We start from the raw sequence: 22,516 nt of genomic DNA on the forward strand, positions 1-22,516 counted from the left end.
TTATTTATAACCCATTTTGTTTTCTAATCAACAACTCAACGATCAAGGAGAATTACCAACATGAAAAAATGGGTTTGCACAGTATGCGGTTACATTCACGAAGGTGAAACAGCTCCGGACAAATGTCCTCAATGTGGTGTTGGCGCGGACAAATTTGAAGAACAACAAAATACCGAGGGCTTGGCCTGGGCAGATGAACACCGCATTGGTGTTGCAAAAGATGTTGACCCTGAGATCCTCGAAGGTCTGCGCGCCAACTTTACCGGTGAGTGCACTGAAGTTGGCATGTATCTGGCCATGAGCCGTCAAGCTGACCGCGAAGGCTACCCTGAAGTTGCTGAAGCATACAAACGTATTGCCTGGGAAGAAGCCGAACATGCGGCAAAATTCGCCGAACTGCTTGGTGAAGTCGTGGTTGGCGATACCAAAACCAACTTGCAAATGCGTGTTGATGCCGAGCATGGCGCTTGTGCCGGCAAGAAAAAACTCGCCACTCGCGCCAAAGAACTCAATCTTGACGCGATTCACGACACCGTTCACGAAATGTGCAAAGATGAAGCACGCCACGGCATGGCTTTCGCCGGCCTGCTTAAGCGATTCTTCTCTTAATAATTTCTTTTACCTTTAAAAAACGCTGCCTGTTTCGGGCAGCGTTTTTTTTTGCCTTAAACGTCGGAAAGTGGCATAATTCCTCTTTTGCAATGTTTCCCGAGAGACTCCAAATTTACACGTTATTTTCACGACGAAAGTTTTAAGATTATCATGACTTATGAGCAATCTCCTTTAGGTCGTCTCATTCCGTCTACAGATCAATCTCTGTCGACAGTGGACACATCGACCTTGCGTGAGGCACTAATGCGACTTGCCACGCCGGTCTGCATGACCAACGAGGGGGTAACCACTCAAGGTACGGTGTGTTTCGACCCTCAGTCCACTCAGGGCACCCCTTTAACCGGATTGGCCCTGCCCCTGCCACTTGAGCGGTGTGGCGATGCCGTTTTTTGTGCTGCCCATGGCCTGCGCTACCCGATGGTCGGTGGTTCCATGGCCAAAGGGATCAGTTCCGCTGCCATGGTGATTGAACTCGGCCAACATGGCATGCTCGGTTTCTTTGGTTCTGCGGGCCTGCCACTTGAAACCGTGGATGCTACCATTACCCAGTTACAGCAAGCGCTTCCTGAAGGGCCGTTCGGGGTCAACCTGATCCACAGCCCCAATGAACCAGATCTGGAAAATGCTCTGGTTGATCTGTATCTGAAACGCAACGTGCACCTCATTGAAGCCTCGGCGTTTTTATCTCTTAGTCCGGCTGTCGTGCGCTATCGTCTTCACGGCATTCACCGTGATGGCCAGGGAAATATTGTCACACCGAACCGAATTATTGCCAAGGTGTCCCGAGAGGAAGTTGCACGCCATTTCCTGTCGCCACCGCCACAGAAAATACTCGACGAACTGGTTGCTCAACATGTCATCACTGCCGAACAGGCTGCGCTGGCACGTCAGATCCCCATGGCCGAAGACGTGACGGCCGAAGCGGACTCCGGCGGTCATACCGACAACCGTCCAGCGTTGTCGTTATTCCCGACCATCTGTGCCCTACGCGATACGCTCCATCAGGAGTTCGGTTATGCAACCAAACCACGTGTTGGTCTGGGCGGCGGCATTGCGACGCCGACTTCTGCCGCAGCAGCCATTGCCATGGGCGCAGCTTATCTGGTCACCGGAACCGTTAACCAGGCATGCTGCGAATCCGGCACATCTGACATTGTTCGCCAGATGCTGGCCGAAGCCCGTCAGGCAGACATTGCCATGGCTCCAGCCGCAGATATGTTTGAGATGGGTGTTGATGTGCAGGTATTGAAACGGGGCACCATGTTTTCGATGCGTGCAGCCAAACTGTATGAACTGTACAAACGTTATGCCAGCCTCGACCAATTGCCGGTTGACGAACGCGACAAACTTGAAAAAACTTTTTTCCGGGCGTCGCTCAACGATGTCTGGAACAGCACCCGGGAGTTTTTTCTCAAACGCGATCCACGCCAAGTTCAACGAGCCGAGCAAGACCCCAAACATTTGATGGCGTTAGTCTTCCGTTCTTATCTCGGCCAGGCCACTCATTGGGCCAACGACGGTGACACCAGCCGTCGCATGGACTTTCAAATCTGGTGCGGCCCGTCCATGGGGGCTTTTAACGAATGGGTTCGCGGCAGCTTTCTCGAGCAACCACACCAACGGCGGGTGGTTTGCGTCAATCTCAACATTCTTTTCGGTGCGGCCGTTCTGACACGGGCCAATACCCTGCGTCGGCAAGGCGTTGTCCTCAACGAAGCCGACGTGCTGACCACACCATTAACCACTGAACAGATCAAGGAGTGCCTACGTGACTGATTCGGGTGCACAGACACAGACCACGGACAAGAACACCGCAGCCAAACCACTGGCTATTATCGGTATCGGCTGCCTGTTTCCTCAGGCCAATGGCAAAGACGCCTACTGGGCCAACATCAAAGGTGCGATTGACAGCATCACCGATGTTCCGGAAACCCACTGGCGCACTGCGGATCTTTACGATCCCGACCCGAAAACACCCGACCATACTTACGGCAAACGGGGCGGTTTCCTTGACCCCATCGAATTCAACCCGATGGAATTCAGCATTCAGCCGAATATTCTTGAAGCCATTGACACCTCACAACTGCTTGGTCTGATTGCCGCGCGCGAAGCCTTGCGCGATGCCGGTTATGATCCGCAAAGCGATTTTGCCCGTGATCGCGTTAGTGTTCTTCTCGGTGTCACCGGTGCTCTGGAGATGGTGATCCCTCTCGGTGCCCGTCTCGGTCATCCCCAATGGCGCAAAGCACTCAAAGACGCCGGTGTCCCTGCTGATGTTGCTCAGGAGGTTGTTGAACGGATTGCTGACTCCTATGTGCCCTGGCAGGAGAACTCCTTCCCTGGCCTGCTTGGTAACGTGGTTGCCGGACGGATCAGCAAGCAGTTTGACCTCGGCGGCACCAACACTGTTGTTGATGCAGCCTGTGGCAGCTCTTTGAGCGCCGTGCACATGGCCGCTATGGAATTGGCTTGTGGGCGTAGCGACATGGTCATCACCGGTGGCATTGACACGTTTAATGACATCTTCATGTACACCTGTTTCAGCAAAACCCCGGCGCTGTCACCGTCCAATCTGGTCCGCCCGTTTGATCACCAGTCCGACGGCACCCTGATCGGTGAAGGTTTGGGATTGATTGCCCTCAAACGTCTGGAAGATGCCGAGCGCGACAACGATCATATTTACGCCGTTATCCGCGGTGTAGGCGCCGCCAGTGACGGCAAAGGTGGCGCTATTTACGAACCCAGTGCTTCTGGACAAAAACGCACCTTGATCGATGCATACCGCCAATCCCAGGTTGATCCACGCACGATCAGCCTTCTCGAAGCGCATGGCACCGGCACCAAGGTCGGTGATGCCACCGAGATCAAAGCCCTGCGCGAGGTGTACGGCGAAAGTGATGGTGCCCCCTGGTGTGCTCTGGGGTCGGTCAAATCACAGATTGGCCACACCAAAGCCGCGGCCGGTTCCGCCGGTCTGATCAAAACAGCTTTGGCTCTGTATCACAAAATTCTGCCGCCCACCATTAATGTGGAGCAGCCGCAAACCGTCATCACTGAAGGGAACAGTCCGTTCTACGTCAACACGGTCACCCGTCCCTGGCTGGCCAACCCGAATCATCCGCGGCGTGCCGCCGTGAGTGCTTTCGGCTTCGGCGGCAGTAACTTCCACTGCGTCCTTGAAGAGTACCTGAGCGAGCCGACCTGCTGCGATTTCAGTGACGCACCGCTGCTGTTTGCCCTATCCGGTCAGGACCGTTCCACATTGGAAACCGCCCTTGGTCAGCTTGCTTCAGCCCCTAAAGATGCTGTTCGTCGTCGGGCAGCGCAAAGCCGTCAGGCGTTCAATTCAAACGATCCACACCGTCTGCTGTTTGTCGTTGACAAGCCTGCTGATCTGCCTGGTGTCATCGACAAAGCGAAAAAGGTGTTAACCACACAAGCGCCCCTCAACGGCACCCCGCAGGGGATCTGGTATGGCCAGGGCCCGTCACAGGGAAAACTCGCCGTGCTGTTCCCCGGCCAGGGCGCCCAATACCTGCAGATGCTGGCCGACCTGTCGTGCCATGCACCACAACTTCTCGCCCAACTGCAGGATGGTGATGATGTACTGAGCCTCGACGATGGTACATCCCTGAGCAGCCTGATCTATCCTCACTCGTTGTTCAGCAGCGAGCAGCGCCAACAGGCCGAGCAGCGTTTGCAGGCAACACAACACGCCCAGCCTGCCATCGGCACGGTCAGCCTTGGTGCCTGGAACTATCTGCGCAACCATTACGGCCTTGAAGCTCAGGCGTTTGCCGGGCACAGCTATGGTGAATTGACGGCCCTGTGTGCGGCTGGCTGCTATGGCAGCGACGACCTGTTGCGCCTGTCTCGCTTGCGCGGCACCCTGATGGCCGGTGACGGCAGCGATAAAGGCACCATGCTGGCCATTTCCGCACCCTTGGATGAGATCGAACAGATGATTCGCGAGGAGAATCTGTGTCTGGTACTGGCCAATCACAACACCCCGAATCAGGGCGTCCTTTCAGGAGAGCGTGAAGAGATTTCCCGCGCCGAAACATTGTGCAAACAACGCAAAATGCGTTGTACACCTCTCGATGTGGCGGCAGCATTCCACAGCCCATTGGTTGCGGCAGCGTCCAAACCGTTCCACAATGCGTTGCAGGAGATTGACGTCCAGGTGCCGCAGTGCGCCGTTTATGCCAATAAAACCGCTCTGACCTACCCTCAGGAACCCGGACAGATCACCACCCTTCTGGCTGAACAGATCGCCAGTCCAGTCAAGTTTGTCCGCCAGATTGAACAGATGTATGCCGATGGCTTCACCACTTTTTTCGAGGTCGGCCCTGGAGCCCGCCTGACCGGAATGGTGAAAAAGATTCTCGCCGACAAAGAGGTTCAGACCATTGCCTTGGACGCCTCCAATGGTAAACGCTCCGGCCTGAGCGATCTGGCCAAAGCCCTGGTGCAACTGGCGGCACTGGGTTGCCCTGTCGACCTGAGTCGTTGGGATGACCAGTTTGTTACCCGGATGGAGCAATTGCCGGAACCAAAACCGGCCAAAATGACGGTAACACTGACCGGGGCCAACTACGTGAAAGAGAAACCGGCACGCCCGGCCAGCAAACGTCATCTCGTTGATGCCGACCAGATTCCGACACCGACACCAGTCGCTCAGCCGACAACGCAATCCGTCGTATCTCATGCCAGCAATGACGATGTTGCGGCACTGAAATCTCTGCAAGAGAACATGGCCGTTCTGCAACAGATGCAGGAAGATACCGCCCGACTCCATCAGAAGTTTCTTGAAGGTCAGGCCGCTGCCGTAGATACCATGCGCGTCCTGATGGATCAGCAACAACCGACGATGGCCGCAACACGCCCGTCTACGCCACCAGCAGCAGTACCCAAGGCCCCTCAAGCACCACGCATGACAGCGCCTCAGCCCTCTGCTGCTCGCCCCGTGTCTCAGCCCGCGCCCCAGCCAAACGCTGAACCGGGCAATAGCGTGCAAGACGCTCTGCTTGATGTTGTTGCCGAGAAGACCGGTTATCCGCAGGAGATGCTGGAACTCGAGATGAGTCTCGATGCCGACTTGGGCATTGACTCCATCAAGCGGGTTGAAATCCTTTCTGCCCTGCAGGAAGCGGTCCCCGGTTTGCCGGCGGTTCAGCCGGAACAACTCGGCAGCCTGGAAACATTGCGCCAGATCGTCGAAGCCCTGGGTGCGGTTGACCTGTCCGCGCCCCAAGTTGTGGCCTCAGCGACAGCTGCAGCTTCAGGCTCAGACACCAATGTTCAGGCCGCTCTGCTCGATGTTGTTGCTGAGAAGACCGGCTATCCGCAGGAGATGCTGGAACTCGATATGAGCCTTGATGCTGATCTGGGCATTGATTCGATTAAACGGGTTGAGATCCTTTCCGCGTTGCAGGAAGCGGTTCCCGGTCTTCCGGCGGTTCAACCGGAGCAACTCGGCAGCCTGGAAACATTGCGCCAGATCGTCGAAGCCCTGGGTACGGTTGACCTGTCCGCGTCACCCGCAGCTTCAGGCTCAAACACCAATGTTCAAGACGCGCTGCTCGATGTTGTCGCCGAGAAAACCGGTTATCCGCAGGAGATGCTGGAACTCGATATGAGTCTCGATGCCGACCTGGGCATTGATTCGATTAAACGGGTTGAAATCCTCTCCGCGCTGCAGGAAGCGGTTCCCGGTTTGCCGGCGGTTCAGCCGGAACAACTCGGTAGCCTGGAAACATTGCGCCAGATCGTTGAAGCCCTGGGTAGCGTTGAGATCGCAGCCCCAACTGTGGCTGTTGTGGCCTCTGCGGTTTCTCAAACAGCGGGCACTCTCCAGACGGCGCTGCTTGATGTTGTGGCAGAAAAAACCGGTTATCCGCAGGAGATGCTGGAACTGGACATGAGTCTCGATGCCGACCTGGGCATCGATTCGATTAAACGGGTTGAAATCCTATCTGCGTTGCAGGAAGCGGTCCCCGGTCTCCCTGCTGTCCAGCCCGAGCAACTGGGGAGCCTGGAAACGCTGCGTCAAATTGTCGACGCCTTAGGAGCAACAGATACACCACAACCACCTGCTGCGATTGATCAAGCGCCTCCTTCGGCACCTTCCGCCAGCACAACAGCCAAGTCCGTTCAGGAGGCTCTAATTGCCGTTGTCGCTGACAAAACCGGCTACCCGCAGGACATGCTCGAACTGGATATGAGCCTCGATGCCGATTTGGGGATTGATTCGATCAAGAGGGTCGAGATCCTCTCTGCGCTGCAGGAAGCGATCCCTGAACTTCCTGCCGTTCAACCGGAGCAACTCGGCAGTCTGGAAACCTTGCGTCAGATTGTTGAGGCGCTGACCCAACAGGCTCCCGGAGCTGAGGAACAAACAGCAATACAGACCCCGGTCGTCACGACGGAAACGCCTGCAGTTCCCTCCCCGTCTCAGGTCAGCTCGCAACCCGTCGCGCCTGCGACCGTGAAGGAACCTGATCCGAATGCAACGGTGCGCCGCGAAGTAATTCAACTCGATGTGGTCGGCCAACAACGCCAGCCATACACTCTGAGCACCAATGCTCCGCTGTGGTTGGTCGATGATTGCTCGTCTCTGGTGCCGACCCTGGCCTCCACATTGAAGGGCGAAGGCTATCCGGTCAAGATCGTCAGTCCGACCCAGACGGAAGTCCCGGATCAACTGGCCGGTCTGGTTATCATTGCTCCGGAAATCGGCACGGACAGTCACTTTCTCCGTGACGCCTTTTCCCTGGTCCAACGTTGTGCACCGGCTCTGAAAAAGCAATCTGCACAACAAAGCGCCTGCCTGGTCACCGTGTCACGCCTTGATGGCCAATGCGGGTTCGGCAGCCAGAGTCTATTGCGTGATCCATTGTCTGGAGCTCTGGCGGGCTTATGCAAAACCGCCCGTCTCGAATGGCCGGAACTCACGTGTAAGGCGATCGACGTCAGTGACACTTTGACGGACAAAGAGCTGAGCACAGCCTTGATTGACGAACTGCTCTTGACCGGGCCGATTGAAATCGGTATCAGTCGTGAGGGACTGACAACACCGGTTCTGGTTGATGCACCTCTGCCTGAAGACAGCGACTCCATTCAAATGACAGGCGATGACATTGTTGTCATCAGTGGCGGTGCCCGCGGTGTAACGGCTGAGGTGGCCACTCACCTGGCTCAGTGTGGGCAGCCAACCCTGCTGCTGCTTGGTCGCAGTGCATTGCCGGAAGTCGAGCCCGACTGGCTGGCGGCAGCGCGCACGGATGCGGACATCAAACGGACCTTGATGGAGCATGCCGAAGCACCGCTTAAACCACGCGAGCTCAATGATCAATGCACGCGGGTGCTGCAACAGCGCGAATTGACTGCCAACCTTGATCGGCTGCGTCAGGCCGGGTCCAAAGTGATCTACAAAGCTCTTGATATCCGCGACGAAAAAGCGGTCGCAGAGGCACTTGACGAAGCTCGTCAAGAGGGCACGGTTCGCGGCATTATTCACGGAGCCGGCGTTCTGGCAGATCGCAAAATCGAAGACAAAACCCTTGAGCAATTTGACCAGGTCTATTCCACCAAAGTGGCCGGATTACAGGCTTTGCTGCATGCCAGCGCAAACGATCCGCTACGTTTTATTGTGATGTTCTCCTCATCAACCGGCCGTTTTGGTCGCGTTGGCCAAGTTGATTACGCCATGGCCAATGAGGTACTGAACAAAACAGCCCAGGCCCTGTCTCGCCAGAAAACAGACTGTCGCGTCCTGGCAATCAACTGGGGGCCATGGGACGGTGGTATGGTTACTCCGGCGCTGAAGAAACTCTTTGCTGATGAAGGCATTGAAGTGATCGATCTGGCTGCGGGTTCCCAATATCTGTTACAGGAGCTGACCCGCCAAGATGGTCAGGTCGAAATTGTCATCCTCGGTGAGCATAAAAAACCCAACGACCATGACCAACAGGATGCAGAGACTTCGGTTGATCTGAGCGCCAGCCCCATTACCGAATGCTATCCGGAGCTGGCGTTAACCCTCCAGATTACGCCTCAAACTATGGCTGTGTTACAGGATCATGTCATCGATGGCATGGCGGTCGTGCCGACGGCTTTAATCATTGAATGGATGGCGCATGGGGCCATGCACAATTATCCCGGAATGCAGTTTATCGGCTTTGATAACCTGCGCATTTTCAAAGGGATTCGCCTGACCGCGGATGAAGAATACGACGTGGAGTTGCGTAACCAGCAGGGCCGCTTTGAAGAGGACCTGATGCGTATTCCCATGCAGATTGTTGCGGCCAACTCCAAGCGGATTCACGCCAGTGGCGATATTCTACTGTCATCGTTCCGCGAACTGACCGCGCCAACCATCACACCGCTCTCAGTCGATACGGAGCGAGCGCAATCTCACGAGCAGATTTACGCTTCAGGCCAACTGTTCCACGGCGCGCTTTTGCAGGGGATTCAACAGATTACCGGTGAAGGGCCGGAAGGAATCGTGGGCGTTGCAGAATCGGCCCCCTCGCCGCAACAATGGATGGCATCACCGTTACGTTATGACTGGCTGACCGATCCGATGATTCTTGACAGCAGCTTTCAGATGATGATTCTGTGGAGCTTTGCAGAGAAAAGTCAGGGGTCGTTACCCATGTTTGCCGGACGCTATCGCCAATATCGTGAATCGTTCGGCACAACCCCGATTTATATTCAATGCCGCGTGGTCAAACAGAGCGGCCAGGTTGTCGAAGCCGATATTGACTTTATCGATGCGAACACGCGTGAGATCGTCGCTCGTCTTGAAGGCTATCAATGCACCATGACACCGACCCTGGAACAGGCCTTTGCCAACAACACCTTAGTCTAACAAGCCTGAAAAACCCTCACATGGGACCTTTTCAACATCATCCTCATACAAAGCCCGGTTAAACCGGGCTTTGTGATTGAATGTCAGTGCTATGAAAACATCTCATCGTTGCTTACCGTGTTTTGTCGAACAAACCCTGAGTGTGTTGCGTATGACCGACGCATCACCGCAACAGACGGAAACCATTCTGCGTCAGGCTTTATCCCTGCTCAGCCAGATCGATTTCGATGCCACACCGCCGCAGACCGCCCGTCTGTTACACGCCCTGATTCGGGAAAAACTGGACAACCCGGATCCCTATGCCGATGAGAAAAGCCGCTATCAGACTCTGGCTCTGCAACTTTATCCAAAACTCGAACAACAGGTAAAAGAGAACACAGATCCGCTGCTAACCGCTTTAAAGCTGTCTATTGCCGGAAACAGCATTGATCATGGCGTGTATCACGCCATGGATGAGGCGCGCGCTCTGCAGGCGATTGACAGTGCCCTTCATCTGCCTCTGGTCGGTGATATTGAACGACTACGCCATGATATTGCTTCTGCGGAATCGATTCTTTTTTTGGCTGACAATGCCGGTGAAATCGTCCTTGATCGCTTATTGATTGAGCAGTTGCCGTTGAATAAAACAACAGTGGTTGTTCGAGGAACTGCGATTATCAACGATGCCCTTTATGCAGAAGCCCGTGAGGCGGGTTTGACGCAGATTGTTCGCGTTCTCGACAATGGTGACAATACTCCCGGAACCGATCTGTCCTTGTGTCGGCCCGATGTACGAAAAGCTTTTGACAGTACTGATCTGATCCTGGCCAAGGGACAGGGAAATTACGAAACACTCAGTGAGATAGATGCCAATATCGTCTTCCTACTCAAAGCAAAATGCCCGGTTGTCGCAGAACACATCGGTTGCCAACTCAACGATGCTCTAATCTTGCACCGTCTCCATTGTTAAATCGTATTATCTATATTGACAAAAATTAACCGCCTCTATAATATCCCCATCTCTATAAGAATCATTCATGCAAGATAAAGGCAAAACCGAAGTAATTCGGTGACGCAAAGCCACGGGTCCATAACTGGATCGCCGGGTTGCTCAACTGGTGGAGATCTCTCATCACCGTGATAAACAGACACTGATTTCAACGGCCGGCGTCCTGTTTCTTTCACCCGCCCTTTGCGACTTGCCCTATCAACGATACACACGTGTTACCTTTGACAGGAGCAGTGACCATGCCTCTTCATCCATGTCGCGAAAATCACATCTGTCCGATCGGAAAAGGCGCCTGTCCTGGCGTGTGCATCTTTGCCGATATTTTTGAAGACATCAATCTGGGAATAATGGTCTTTGACCTGGAACATGAAAAAATTGCTTTTTTCAACCCTGCGGTCGAAAAACTGCTTACACCACAGCTCGACATTGAGGATTATCCGTCCCTCAAAGAACAACTGTTTAAAGACCTTGAGGCCGATATTCCGGTGACCGCACCCGTTTCATCGTCATTTCAATTCTATGACAAAGTACTCGGCTATTCGGTTTACCCGATTTCCGCTAACCGCTTTTTGTGGGTGTTTATTCAGGACATCACGGAAAAAATACGCCTGGAATCCATCGCTGATGCCGTGAACACCATGGATAATCTTGGTTATGTGTTTTCCGGGATTCGCCATGAAATCGGTAATCCGATCAATTCAGCCAAGATGGCTCTGAGTGTTCTCAAGGATAATTTTGCCACCTTTTCCAATGACACGGTTCTCGAATTTGTCGACCGTTCTCTGGACGAACTGAAGCGGGTGGAATTTCTGCTGAAAAGCTTACGTAATATTAACATGTACGAAACCCCGGATCTTTCCCATATCAATCTGTCCCATTTCCTGGACAACTTTATCTCCTTGGCGTGGTCTGACTTCTCAGACAAGGGGATCTGCATCAATACCGATTTTCATCTTAAGGCCAAATGGGCCTTTGTCGATCCACGTCCTTTACAACAGGTGCTGTTAAATATTTTCACCAATGCTGCCGATGCCCTTGAAAACAGGGAGCCCAAAACCATTGAGCTGTGTACCCGCCTCAATCACGGTTTTATCTGGATTCATATTACCGATTCAGGGTGCGGTATTGCTGAAAAAGAGCTCAACAATCTGTTCAAACCATTCTTTACCCTCAAACCACAGGGCACCGGACTGGGCCTGGTTATTTGTCGCAAAATGCTGGCGCGGATGAACTGCACCATCGAAATCACCAGTGAAGAAAACATCGGGACCACCGTGTCAATTTCAATTCCGGAGGGTTGCAGTGACACCTTGCTCGGCTAAAAAAAATCTGTTGATCATTGATGATGACGAATTGTTCTGTGATGCGGTGAAAATCGGCCTACACAGTGCCGACCTGGCCATTCACGTTGCCCACAAGGGACAGGATGGTTTGGCGTTCTGTAAAAAGAACCATGTGGATGTCATCCTGTTGGACCAAAAATTACCCGACGGAGAAGGACGCAACTTCTGCCCGCAATTGCTTCAGGTCAACGATCAGGTCAAAATCATTTTCATCACAGCCTACCCCAGCTTTGACAATGCCGTCAGGGGAATACAGGTCGGAGCGCATGACTACCTGTCTAAACCATTTGAGCTGGAGGAACTTCGTCTGACCATTGACCAGATGTTTCACACCCAGAAGCTGGAAAAAAACGTTGCCCTGCAACATTACAAGCGCCATCGTGAGCACAGTGATACCGTTCTGATCAGCCACGGCGGTTTAAACGACACCCAGGATGTTGTCCATCGAGCCGCGCAGAGTCAGGCGCCGGTCATCATTACCGGAGAAACCGGCACTGGAAAGAATGTTGTCGCCAAATACATCCACTTTCACAGTCAACGTAGCGATAACGGTTTTCTCAATATCAATTGTGCAGCCCTGCCGGAAAACCTCATTGAGGCGGAACTGTTCGGCACCACCAAAGGAGCGTTTACCGGTGCAACCGAAACCCGCAAAGGGATTTTTGAAATAGCCGATGGCGGCACTTTGCTGCTTGATGAAATCGGCGAAATGCCTCTACACCTGCAAACCAAGTTGCTGAGCGTTCTCGAAGAGGGGCAGATCAGGAAACTGGGCAGCCACAGTGTTAAACCGGTAGATGTGCGGATTATCGCCGCCACCAACCGTGATCTTGAGCAGGCGGTCAAAGAGAATCGTTTTCGTGAAGACCTCTATTTTCGCCTGAATGTCTTGCGTATTCATGTGCCGCCGTTACGCCAACGACAACAGGATATCCCTGATCTTTGCCGTCATTTTTTGCAGAAAATCCCTGATGCGACCCACATGGTTCTCCCCGAACAGGAACTCGATCAATTGTGCCACTACCATTGGCCGGGCAATGTCCGTGAACTGAAAAACATCATTGAGCGGGCCGTCATCTTCCAGCGTCAGGGGACCATCTATCCTTCACAACTTCTTCAGACCACCCAGGAGAGTTCAGCACCCTCTTCGGCTGCTGTCCATCTGTCTCTGGAAGATGTGACCCGGCGCCATATTCTCCAGGTACTTGATGCCCATCAGGGCAACCAGACACAAACCGCCACCGTTCTCGGCATCTCTTTATCAACGTTAAAGCGCCGTTTGAAGCAGTACGACACCCGTTCAAACTGACCTACCCGTTCAAACTGACCCAGTCACTCTGATCTTCCTGGGTTCCCCGTAGACCCATCTAAGTCCATAACTACCTATTATTAAAAGACTAAATAGCGATTAACGCTTATGGCACAGCGGTTGCTCTACTTTGAGGTCAAACTCAAACCGTAGAGGAGCCCATGAAACAGATCCTCATCGTTGACGATGAAAAGAAATTTCTGCTCAGCCTGACCGAAGGACTCAAATCACGCCTCAATGACGTCAAGGTCTTTACCGCCCACAACGGTAAAGAGGCGCTGGAGGTTTTAAAGTTCACGACCGTCGATCTGTTGGTCACGGATCTGAAGATGCCGATCATGGATGGCTTTGAATTATTGGCCATCATGAGCACGCATTTCGCATCAACACCGGTCATTGTAATGACCGCATTCGGCACGCCACACATTGAAAAACACATCCGTCAATTCGGCTCCGTCCAATATCTGGAAAAGCCTACAGAACTTGCTGTCATGGCCAACAAAATCCGCCAGACATTGGCAGATAAAGCGCAGGGTTTTATCCAGGGGATCACCTTGCCCACTTTTGCCCAGCTCATGGAACTGGAAAAGAAAAGCTGCACATTGCGGATCAAACAGGGCGACAAGATCGGCCAGCTCTATTTTTATCAAGGCGATCTGGTTGATGCCACGTGCAATGGCCAAAACGGTGATGAAGCGGCCTATGCCATTTTCAGCTGGAAGGATGTCGTGATCGAGATGCAACCCGCCGACCGCCAACGTCACCGTTGTATCACCACCAAGTTAAGCCACATTCTGCTTGATGCGTTGCGTCAGGAAGATGAGAAACAGACACCTCAAAAGGAACAAACTAACGATAGCGTCGCGTTGGACCCATGCGGACCACAACCCGACACAATCCCCGGTAACCAACCGGACTCTAACACCCCAACCAAGGAGATCAATATCATGACTGTTCAAGAAAAACTCAAAGAATTCAATCAAGTTGACGGATTTGCCGGTGTCGGCGTTTTCACACCCTCCGGAGAATCACTGGCACTGCTGACCTCGGAAGCCAAAGGCAACATGAAGGAAGTTGGTGTTCTGGCCAACAATCTGCTGATGACCGCACAAAAAGCCACCATGGAAATGGGTATCGGTCTGGGGCAACTGGTTCATATCGAATCTGAGCATGCCCATATCTTTGCCTGTTGCTTCAACGAAGGCAGTGACCCGTTAAAATCACAGCCGGGGAAAGCCCACATTCACCTGGTTCTGGTGCTAACGTCGGATTCAGGCGTCGGCATGGCTAAACTAAAAATCGAAAAATTGACCAAAGTGATCGCTGAAGATTTCCGCATCTGATCTAACAGAACATCAGCGAAAAAGGCCACAGTGCAAATCGTTGCATCTGTGGCCTTAATTCATTTTTACTCTCTTCAAACAACCGTTAAAAAGCTCCTTCCCGCTCCAGGACCGAATAGATCTCTTCGGCCATCACCCGATAACCACGGGCATTGAGGTGGATGGTGTCCGATTTATACGATGGTGTACGCAACAGATCAGAGATCATATCATCAATCAACACCACCTGATACTCTTCCGCCAGTTCCCGGTACAGCGGGGCCTGTTCAGAAAACAGATTTTTTTCGGGAACCGCGATTAACACCACTTGCACACCCTGGTTCTGGGCATATTCGATCATAGTGGCGAGATGATTCCGGGTTTGAGTCAGGTTATGATTGCGCAGAATGTCATTGCCGCCTTCAAGCAAAATCAGCAACTCCGGTTCCGTATCGGCCAGAACCTCCGGCAGCCTCTTAGCCCCCTCGGCTGTGGTTTCTCCTGAGATCCCGGCATTGATCACCTGACGCCCGGTAAGCTGTTGCAACACGCTGGGGTAACTGTCGGAACGATTGGCGCCAACCCCGACAGTCAGACTGTCACCAAAAGCCACAATCACCCCGTCTGGTGAAACTTCAGAAAGATGAGAGCGTTGACAGCCCGACAGCAGACTAAGGGTCATCACCACCCCCAACAACCATGTCACAGTATGTCGCTTCACATTCAACCTCATAATTTCAGTTGTCTTTTCAATTTAACCACCATGCTACGGCGCTTTTCGCGACAGGTCAACATTACAAAAACATAACAAACTATTCGCACCAAACGGTCGACAAGAAACTCACGGTTTTTCGGTTATTTTTACGGAGTCACATTTTGAAAAAAATGATACTAATTCTAATTTTCATTGCAGTGGCTTTGCTGCCAATGTTCTCATTTGCAGCATCGTCTATCGTTGTTGAAAACATTGACCGCCAACATACCCTGACAATTGTGATCGATGGTTTTCACCGTAAACAGGTACGTCTCTACGGCATTGACATTCCGGATGAAGACCAACCTTTTGGCGTTGCCGCAACTCACCGTTTGAAACAGCTCACCCGCCAGCCGTTTCAGCTCAAAACCATTCGTCAGGATGAACAGGGCCGAGCCATTGCCCTGCTTACCCTCACATCTGGCCATTCAATCAATGGACAAATGGTTGCTCAAGGTTATGCGTGGGTGGATAACAAGCAGTACCGCAAAGAGATCTGTTCGGAGTGGCTGGATGCACAGATTGACGCCAAGCAGAAAAAGATCGGACTGTGGTCACAACACAATCCGCTCCCGCCCTGGCAATGGCGCAAGAAACAACACTGATCCGACTCAAAACATGCCGCTGTGCGGGCATTATTCTCCAGGATAAAAAAGACCTTGCCCTTGCGCTACCACTCCGATTAGAGTAGCAATCATGACCGTGCGCAAAAGCTACAAACATATTTTTTCCACCCTGTGCCTGATCCTCATGCTGTTTATCTGTCAGACGAACATTTACGGCTTCGTCTGGTGTTTTTGCGATCAGGACAACACCAAACTTGAGCAGCTTCATTTTGGTTGTAACCAGCAATGCGCATCAGAACAGAACAATCAGGCTGACGATCATCAGTCTCACCATATCGCCCAGGAAGACCATACCGGCCCATGCCTGGACCTCTTAACCTCCGGCAGTTATACCTCCCGTCAGCGTCATGATCTCTTTAAACAATCGATTACGCCACTGATCCTTCCGACGGCTCCGGTTGTTAAAATGGTGAAAGAACCCGCCGGCCTTCCGCAGCTCACCCAGCTTGACAAGCCACGTGTTTCTCAACACATCCTTCATCACCGCACCATCGTGTTACGTCATTAAACACTCCTGAAACGCCCTAGTACTCTGGCAACACTAAATCTTCGGATTTGGCTTCGCTTCGCACCATTCCCACTGCGTTGCAAAATCTTGTAGTGAGTGGCCACTTCGTCGATTTCGCGCCTTGTGTGAATGACACGATGCTGTGCCATTCACTCGAATTTTCAGCATTGACAGAGCACTAGTTAGATCATCGCCCGCACAATCGACAGCACAATTGCGTCTATGACGCTTGTGTTTGCACCACCACCTGCGGACCGTAAACACAACAAGTATTCAATGATGGAGGTGTACGATGCCCTGTACGGCAAAGTCCCTTAGCAGGCAGCTGAAAAACAGCCTGTGGAACCGATGGACGGGACGTTTTCAACATCCTGTTAAATCGCTGTGGCTGGTTTCTGGCGTTTTAGCGACACTGCTGTGTCTGCCGACGTTGGGAATGACGTTTCCCTCTGAACAGAAACACCCACAGGCGCACAATAAATCGGTTCAACGCTCTATAACCCTGGAGCAAGCCACTCTTTTAGCACTTAAAAATAATGCCGGCCTCAAAGCAAGCTACCATGAAGGTCTGGCGATCGAAGCCGAAGGCCGACAACGTTCTGTGCTGCCAAATCCCGAAATTGCCCTCGAATTCGAAGAGTTCGCCGGTAGCGGAGAGCATTCCGGCAGTGAGGCGATGCAAACCTCATTGACCATCAGTCAGCGCATTGAACTTGGCCACAAACGTGCCCGCCACCAACAGGTTGCCGTGCGCAAAAACGATGTCACAGCCGCTCAACAAGCATTACAGGCGACGGAAGTCATCCGCCAAACCCGGCAGTTTTATCGTCACGCCCTCGTCGCGCGCGAACAATTGCGTCAGGCGAATAAAAATGTGGTTCAGTGCCAAACCCTGATCACCAGTATTGAAGAATCGATCCGGGCCGGCAAAAAAGCCCCAATTGAAGCCCAGCGCATCATGCCACTTCAGGCGCAAGCACAATTACGCCTGCTCGCTGCCCAGACCACACTGAAAGCCAGCCGACAACAATTGTGCTCGATGTGGCAGGGCCGCGAAGAAGAGCTGGGTGTTCTGGACGGGTCATTGAGCGACATTCAGCATCTTCCCGGTCTCGCGGAGTTACACAACCAAATCGACCAGACCACAACAGTGCGACTGGCCCGGAAAAACCATCACCTCAAACAGGCCCGATTCGAACTTGAACAGGCCAATAGAATTCAGGATGTCACACTGTCTGTCGGCGTCAAACACGACAGTTCAACAGAAGACACTGCACTGATCGCAGGCCTTTCCGTACCATTCCCCCTGTTTGACCGCAACAGCGGCAACATTGACGCGGCCCGGAACCGCACCGATCAAGCAGAACAAGCGCTGCTGCAAGCCCGACAAACGGTCTGGCAGAAGCTTATTGAAAGTCATCGACTGGCATCCATTGCCCAACAGGAGATCGTCACCTTTGAGCAGCAGTTATTACCCACGGCTCAAGCGGTATTTGAGTCGGTAACGTTTGGCTACAACCAGGGCAAATACACTGTTTTGGATGTTCTGGATGCGCAAAACCGTCTGATGAAAAGTCAAGATCGTTACCTGAACGTCCTTGCCGATTATCACAGCAGTCTCACCAACCTGGAAGCTCTGTTTGATTTTCAACTCACTAAAACAACAGCAGCTTTTGCTGATCCTGATGAGGAATAAAAAATGACGAAGAACTGGAAAAACAGTCTGGCTTTAACAGCGATCACCCTGCTGTCAGTCGGCATGATGACATCACCCATTCAATCGGCAACACATGACCATGCTCACGAACAGGAGCATGTTGAAACAACCCACGATGATCACGGTCACGAAGCGGATGAACATGAAGGCCATAATCACGGCAGTGCCACCGACTACTGTCCGGAGCATCAGATGCTGGAAAAGGTCGATGCCCTGTGTCAGGCCGGTCATATTGGCGATTTGCCTTTGGGCCAAGGGATGATGGTTCGGCTGTACGATGAAAATGTTGCCGCAAAAACCGGCATCGTCACCGCCCGTCCGCAGCCCATTCACAGCCTGGGAGGTGAAACCTTTCTCGGCCAGGTGGCCCTCAACCGCAATCGACTGGCAAAGATCACTTCCCCGGCTCCGGGTCTGGTGACAACCGTCCATGTCCAACCGGGAACACAGGTCTCACAGGGACAAGCCCTGCTGACCGTGGACATTCCCCAACTGGCCACACTGAAAAGTGACTATCTTGCCGCCCAGGCCAGAGTTGAGCAAAGCCGCACCCACTATGAACGGGAACAACTCCTGCTCGAAAAAGGGATCACCTCAAAACATGAATTTCAGCAGGCACGCAGTCTGGCGCTTCAGGCCGGAAGTGATGCCGACCGCTATCATCAGCAATTGCTCAACACCGGTCTGACCAGTGACGAGATCAACCAACTTATGGAACAGCGCCACACCGAAACACGCATCACCTTGCGGGCGCCATTTGCCGGTACCGTCACGGATGTGGCCACCGCTCAAGGGGAGCGGATCAGCGATCAAACGGCCGTCATTACTCTGGCCAACCTCGACACCCTGTGGCTAGAAGTCGCTGTCCCGGAAACACAGCTTCAGCACCTGCACGCCGGAGCGCCGGTTCAGGCACGTTTTGCCGCTCTGCCCGGCAGAGTTTTTACCGGCAAGCTGTTTTTTCTCGGCACACAAATTGACCCGCGCAGCCGCATGCTAACGGCCCTGGCTGAAATTGACAACACAACCCACCTGCTCAAGGCCGGTCTCTACGGTGATGTGGCTCTGGTCGCAGAAGAGTCAGAACAGGAGCTGGCCATTGATGCCAATGCCGTTCAGATGCTGAATAACACACCCTATGTGTTTATTGCCCATGAAGACGATCTGTTTGAAATCCGCCGGGTTGAGATTGGCACCCGCACCAATCATCTGGTTGCCGTGACTGGTATCAACGCCGACGACGCCATTGTCGTGCAACAGGGCTATGCACTTAAATCAGAAGTGCTCAAAGCCAGTCTCGGCGCCTCCTGCGCGGATCACTAGGGGGGCGCTGATGTTCAATAAACTGATTGAAATCTCCCTGCGTAATCGTCTGGTGGTCGCCCTGCTGTTTGCCGTGGCCTTTGCCAGTGGCAGCGTGGCTTTGCTTAATCTGCCCATCGATGCATTTCCCGACACCACGCCGGTTCAGGTACAGATCAACACCATTGCTCCGGCCCTCGGACCGGAAGAGATCGAAAAGCAGCTTTCGTTACCCGTTGAACTGGCGGTGTCCGGCCTGCCGGGGCTGGTGCATGTCCGATCCATTTCAAAATTCGGCCTGTCACAGGTGGTGGCCATTTTTGAAGATGAGATGGCGATTCTCGACTCGCGCCAATTGATCATGGAACGCCTCGCCTCTGTGCAGTTACCGGAAGGGATCGACCCACCGGAACTGGGGCCGATCTCCACCGGGCTCGGCGAAGTGTTTCACTACATGCTGCGCTCCGACAATCCCGAACGCACCCTGGCAGACCTGCGCACGTTGCACGACTGGGTGATCAAGCCTCAGTTGCGCAAAGTGCCCGGTGTTGCCGAGATCAACTCCTGGGGTGGCAAAGAGAAGCAGTATCACGTCATTGTGTCGCCGACATCCCTGATAAAATACGGTCTGACCTATGACGATGTGGCCACCGCCCTGCGCGACAACAACGCCAATGTCGGTGGTGGTCAGGTTGAAACCGGCGGCCAAACGCTGCTGGTTCATGGCCTCGGTCGGGTCAGCAACACCGAGGAAATTGGTGCAATCGTCATTGATGCCGTTGATGGTGTGCCGATCCGCATCAGCGATGTCGCCAAGGTCGCCATCGATCATGAGCTGCGTCGTGGTGCCGTCTCGGCCGGTGGCCGTGGGGAAGCGGTGATGGGTCTGGGCTTTATGCTCATGGGCGAGAACAGTCGCGACGTTACCCTGGCACTGAAACAGGCGCTGGACACGGTGGCCCAATCCCTGCCCGACGACGTTATTCTCGAAACCGTCTATGACCGCACCGAGTTGATTGATCAGGTCATAGCCACGGTGGAACACAATCTGATCGCCGGAGCGATTCTGGTGATTGCCGTGCTCTTTTTGCTACTCGGCAATCTGCGCGCCGGCCTGCTCGTCGCTGCGACCATCCCCATGGCCATGCTATTTGCCGCGCTGGGCATGCAATCGCTCGGCATTACTGCCAGCCTACTGTCTCTCGGTGCCATTGATTTCGGCATTCTCGTTGACGGTTCATTGGTCATGACCGAAGCCAACCTGCGTCGTTTGACCGCGCGTCAGATCGAGCTTAATCGCACCCTGACCGCCGGGGAACGCTTTGCCGTCATCCTCGAATCCAGCCGCGATGTGGTGCGGCCGATTATCTTCGGCATGGCGATTATCATCATCGTCTTTCTACCGGTGCTGACCCTGGAAGGGATTGAAGGCAAGATGTTCAGTCCCATGGCCCTCACCTTCATTGTCGCGCTGGTTGGTGCTTTGCTGGTTGCTGTATTTCTGACGCCGGTCTTGTCTTTTGCCTTTCTGCCGCGCACGTTCAAGCCACGCACGCGGGCGATGACACAACGGATGAAAGACCTATACGCCAGCCTGCTTTGCCACGCCCTACACTGGCGTAAAGCCTTTTTCAGCGTGGTGGTGCTGGTGTTCCTTGCCACCATGGCCATCTCATTTCGCCTCGGCGGTGAATTTTTACCCAAGATGTCGGAAGGCTCCCTCGTCGTCAGTGTTGTCCGCCTTGCCGGTGTGTCCATCGAGGAATCCATCGCCTACAACACCCGCATGGAGCAACTGCTGATCGACGAGTTCCCCAATGAAGTGCGAACGGTATGGAGCCGCATCGGCAGCGCTGAAGTTGCGACTGATCCGATGGGCACCGAACTAACCGACATGTTCCTTGCCCTGACGCCCAAAGAACAATGGACACGAGCGTCCAGCCAGCATGAGCTGACAACGCAGGTTGAGCAGGCCTTGCACGGACTGCCCGGAATCCGCAGCGTCTTGACCCAACCCATTGAACTGCGGGTCAATGAAATGATCTCCGGCATTCGCGGTGATGTCGGCATTAAGATCTACGGCGAGGATTTTGACACCCTGGTGGAACTCGGGGAACAGGTCGAGCACGTCATGACCACCATCCCCGGTGCCGCCGATGTCGCCGTTGAGCAGATCACCGGCCAACCCACCCTGCAGATTGAAGTGGATCGTCAGGCGTTGGCCCGTTACGGGGTTGCTGCCAAAGATGTGCTGGATATTGTCAGTGCCATCGGCACGCCGAAAGTTGGTGAAGTTTATGAGGGGGAACGCTCGTTTCCCCTGGTTCTGCGCGTGCCCGACCAATTGCGTCATGATCCGGTCGCTCTGGCCAACACCCTGATTCCCACCCGAACCGGAGCAGTGCTGCCGTTGAAGCAACTGGCCACTCTGAGCGTGGTTGACCGCCCTTCCACCATCAACCGCGAATGGGGACGTCGTTTACTTAAAGTGCAGGTCAATGTCCGCGACCGTGACATTGCCAGCTTTGTCGATGAAGCCCGAGCACGCATCTCAGATGAGATTATCTTACCCGACGGCTACCTGATTGAATGGGGCGGCCAGTTTGAGAACCTTGAGCGTTCTCAACAACGGCTGATGATTGTCGTGCCCATCACCTTGCTGCTGATTTTCATCCTGCTCTATTTCAGCCTCAAGCGATTCAGCGATGTGCTGATTATTTATACGGGGATTCCGCTGGCCGCCATCGGTGGTGTGATCATGCTCTATGGTCGCGGTATTCCGTTCAGTGTCAGTGCAGCCATCGGTTTCATTGCTTTGTCCGGCATTGCCGTACTCAACGGCCAGGTGCTCATCGCAGCCATCCGCAGTATGATCAATGACGGCATGGCACTGCGTCAGGCCGTGGTTGCCGCATCACGCCAACGGCTGATTCCGGTGTTGGCCACAGCGATTACTGATGCGGTCGGCTTTTTACCCATGGCTCTGTCGGTGGGCGTCGGTGCTGAAGTTCAACGCCCTCTGGCCAGTGTTGTGGTTGGCGGAGTGCTCACGTCAACAGTGCTGACACTGTTTGTGTTACCGAGCCTGTATCTGATCATCCATGAACGATCGGCCCGAAAAATAGAGACAGAATAAAAACAACCTACCCATTAACGACTCACA

The 22,516-nt window shown here is 53.5% G+C and carries 13 protein-coding genes and 1 riboswitch; of the genes, 12 read left to right on the plus strand and 1 reads right to left on the minus strand.

Translation table 11 applies throughout. The features are described from left to right. Positions 1 to 60 precede the first annotated feature (60 nt). The 7 genes from DACE_RS10135 to DACE_RS17360 all read left to right on the plus strand — a co-directional run bounded on the left by DACE_RS10135 (position 61) and on the right by DACE_RS17360 (position 14,467). Positions 61 to 609 carry an NADH peroxidase gene (locus DACE_RS10135; RefSeq protein ID WP_006000948.1) on the plus strand — a complete coding sequence of 183 codons (549 nt, stop codon included), beginning with the start codon at positions 61 to 63 and terminating at the stop codon, positions 607 to 609. 153 nt (positions 610 to 762) lie between these two features. After that, positions 763 to 2,388: a PfaD family polyunsaturated fatty acid/polyketide biosynthesis protein gene (locus DACE_RS10140; protein WP_040366964.1), complete on the plus strand. Its 1,626-nt coding sequence runs from the start codon at positions 763 to 765 to the stop codon at positions 2,386 to 2,388. Beyond that, positions 2,381 to 9,484: a type I polyketide synthase gene (locus DACE_RS10145; RefSeq protein WP_006000952.1), complete on the plus strand. Its 7,104-nt coding sequence runs from the start codon at positions 2,381 to 2,383 to the stop codon at positions 9,482 to 9,484. Before DACE_RS10140 ends, DACE_RS10145 begins: the two co-directional genes overlap by 8 nt. 91 nt (positions 9,485 to 9,575) lie before the next feature. Beyond that, the gene (locus DACE_RS10150) at positions 9,576 to 10,433 is read left to right on the plus strand and encodes a damage-control phosphatase ARMT1 family protein (RefSeq protein WP_006000954.1); all 858 of its coding nucleotides are present in this window, start codon (positions 9,576 to 9,578) and stop codon (positions 10,431 to 10,433) included. A gap of 69 nt (positions 10,434 to 10,502) precedes the next feature. Beyond that, positions 10,503 to 10,578, plus strand: a riboswitch (cyclic di-GMP riboswitch). Between the two features lie 133 nt (positions 10,579 to 10,711). Then, complete coding sequence (locus DACE_RS10155) at positions 10,712 to 11,794, plus strand: two-component system sensor histidine kinase NtrB (RefSeq protein WP_006000956.1); 1,083 nt, start codon at positions 10,712 to 10,714, stop codon at positions 11,792 to 11,794. Beyond that, positions 11,775 to 13,124: a sigma-54-dependent transcriptional regulator gene (locus tag DACE_RS10160; RefSeq protein WP_006000965.1), complete on the plus strand. Its 1,350-nt coding sequence runs from the start codon at positions 11,775 to 11,777 to the stop codon at positions 13,122 to 13,124. Before DACE_RS10155 ends, DACE_RS10160 begins: the two co-directional genes overlap by 20 nt. 161 nt (positions 13,125 to 13,285) lie before the next feature. After that, the gene (locus tag DACE_RS17360; RefSeq protein WP_006000967.1) at positions 13,286 to 14,467 is read left to right on the plus strand and encodes a response regulator; all 1,182 of its coding nucleotides are present in this window, start codon (positions 13,286 to 13,288) and stop codon (positions 14,465 to 14,467) included. An 85-nt stretch (positions 14,468 to 14,552) separates the two neighbouring features. Here DACE_RS17360 and DACE_RS10170 read toward each other — a convergent pair whose 3' ends face one another. Continuing rightward, on the minus strand, positions 14,553 to 15,167 hold the full coding sequence (locus DACE_RS10170) for an arylesterase (RefSeq protein ID WP_006000969.1): 615 nt from the start codon (positions 15,165 to 15,167) through the stop codon (positions 14,553 to 14,555). A gap of 206 nt (positions 15,168 to 15,373) precedes the next feature. Between DACE_RS10170 and DACE_RS10175 the strand changes: the two genes are divergently transcribed. The 5 genes from DACE_RS10175 to DACE_RS10195 all read left to right on the plus strand — a co-directional run bounded on the left by DACE_RS10175 (position 15,374) and on the right by DACE_RS10195 (position 22,489). After that, entirely contained in the window at positions 15,374 to 15,805 is a 432-nt protein-coding gene (locus tag DACE_RS10175; RefSeq protein ID WP_162013602.1) for a thermonuclease family protein, read from the plus strand. A gap of 91 nt (positions 15,806 to 15,896) precedes the next feature. Then, positions 15,897 to 16,334 (plus strand): hypothetical protein, encoded by a 438-nt coding sequence (locus DACE_RS10180; RefSeq protein ID WP_006000975.1) that lies wholly within the window; start codon positions 15,897 to 15,899, stop codon positions 16,332 to 16,334. 436 nt (positions 16,335 to 16,770) lie between these two features. Continuing rightward, positions 16,771 to 18,030, plus strand: coding sequence for a TolC family protein (locus tag DACE_RS10185; RefSeq protein WP_162013603.1), 1,260 nt, complete (start codon positions 16,771 to 16,773; stop codon positions 18,028 to 18,030). Positions 18,031 to 18,033: 3 nt separating this feature from the next. Further along, positions 18,034 to 19,374: an efflux RND transporter periplasmic adaptor subunit gene (locus tag DACE_RS10190; RefSeq protein ID WP_006000979.1), complete on the plus strand. Its 1,341-nt coding sequence runs from the start codon at positions 18,034 to 18,036 to the stop codon at positions 19,372 to 19,374. A gap of 10 nt (positions 19,375 to 19,384) precedes the next feature. Continuing rightward, entirely contained in the window at positions 19,385 to 22,489 is a 3,105-nt protein-coding gene (locus tag DACE_RS10195; RefSeq protein ID WP_006000981.1) for an efflux RND transporter permease subunit, read from the plus strand. The last annotated feature ends 27 nt before the right edge of the window (positions 22,490 to 22,516 follow it).

This window comes from Desulfuromonas acetoxidans DSM 684, from assembly GCF_000167355.1.
Lineage (GTDB): Bacteria > Desulfobacterota > Desulfuromonadia > Desulfuromonadales > Desulfuromonadaceae > Desulfuromonas > Desulfuromonas acetoxidans.

Excerpts from the sequence above, each read along its gene's own strand:
- DACE_RS10155 (WP_006000956.1), top strand. The coding sequence starts at position 10,712 with ATGCCTCTTCATCCATGTCGCGAAAATCACATCTGTCCGATCGGAAAA.
- DACE_RS10190 (WP_006000979.1), top strand. The coding sequence starts at position 18,034 with ATGACGAAGAACTGGAAAAACAGTCTGGCTTTAACAGCGATCACCCTG.
- DACE_RS17360 (WP_006000967.1), top strand. The coding sequence starts at position 13,286 with ATGAAACAGATCCTCATCGTTGACGATGAAAAGAAATTTCTGCTCAGC.
- DACE_RS10185 (WP_162013603.1), top strand. The coding sequence starts at position 16,771 with ATGACGTTTCCCTCTGAACAGAAACACCCACAGGCGCACAATAAATCG.
- DACE_RS10150 (WP_006000954.1), top strand. The coding sequence starts at position 9,576 with ATGAAAACATCTCATCGTTGCTTACCGTGTTTTGTCGAACAAACCCTG.
- DACE_RS10140 (WP_040366964.1), top strand. The coding sequence starts at position 763 with ATGACTTATGAGCAATCTCCTTTAGGTCGTCTCATTCCGTCTACAGAT.
- DACE_RS10195 (WP_006000981.1), top strand. The coding sequence starts at position 19,385 with ATGTTCAATAAACTGATTGAAATCTCCCTGCGTAATCGTCTGGTGGTC.
- DACE_RS10180 (WP_006000975.1), top strand. The coding sequence starts at position 15,897 with ATGACCGTGCGCAAAAGCTACAAACATATTTTTTCCACCCTGTGCCTG.
- DACE_RS10135 (WP_006000948.1), top strand. The coding sequence starts at position 61 with ATGAAAAAATGGGTTTGCACAGTATGCGGTTACATTCACGAAGGTGAA.
- DACE_RS10175 (WP_162013602.1), top strand. The coding sequence starts at position 15,374 with ATGTTCTCATTTGCAGCATCGTCTATCGTTGTTGAAAACATTGACCGC.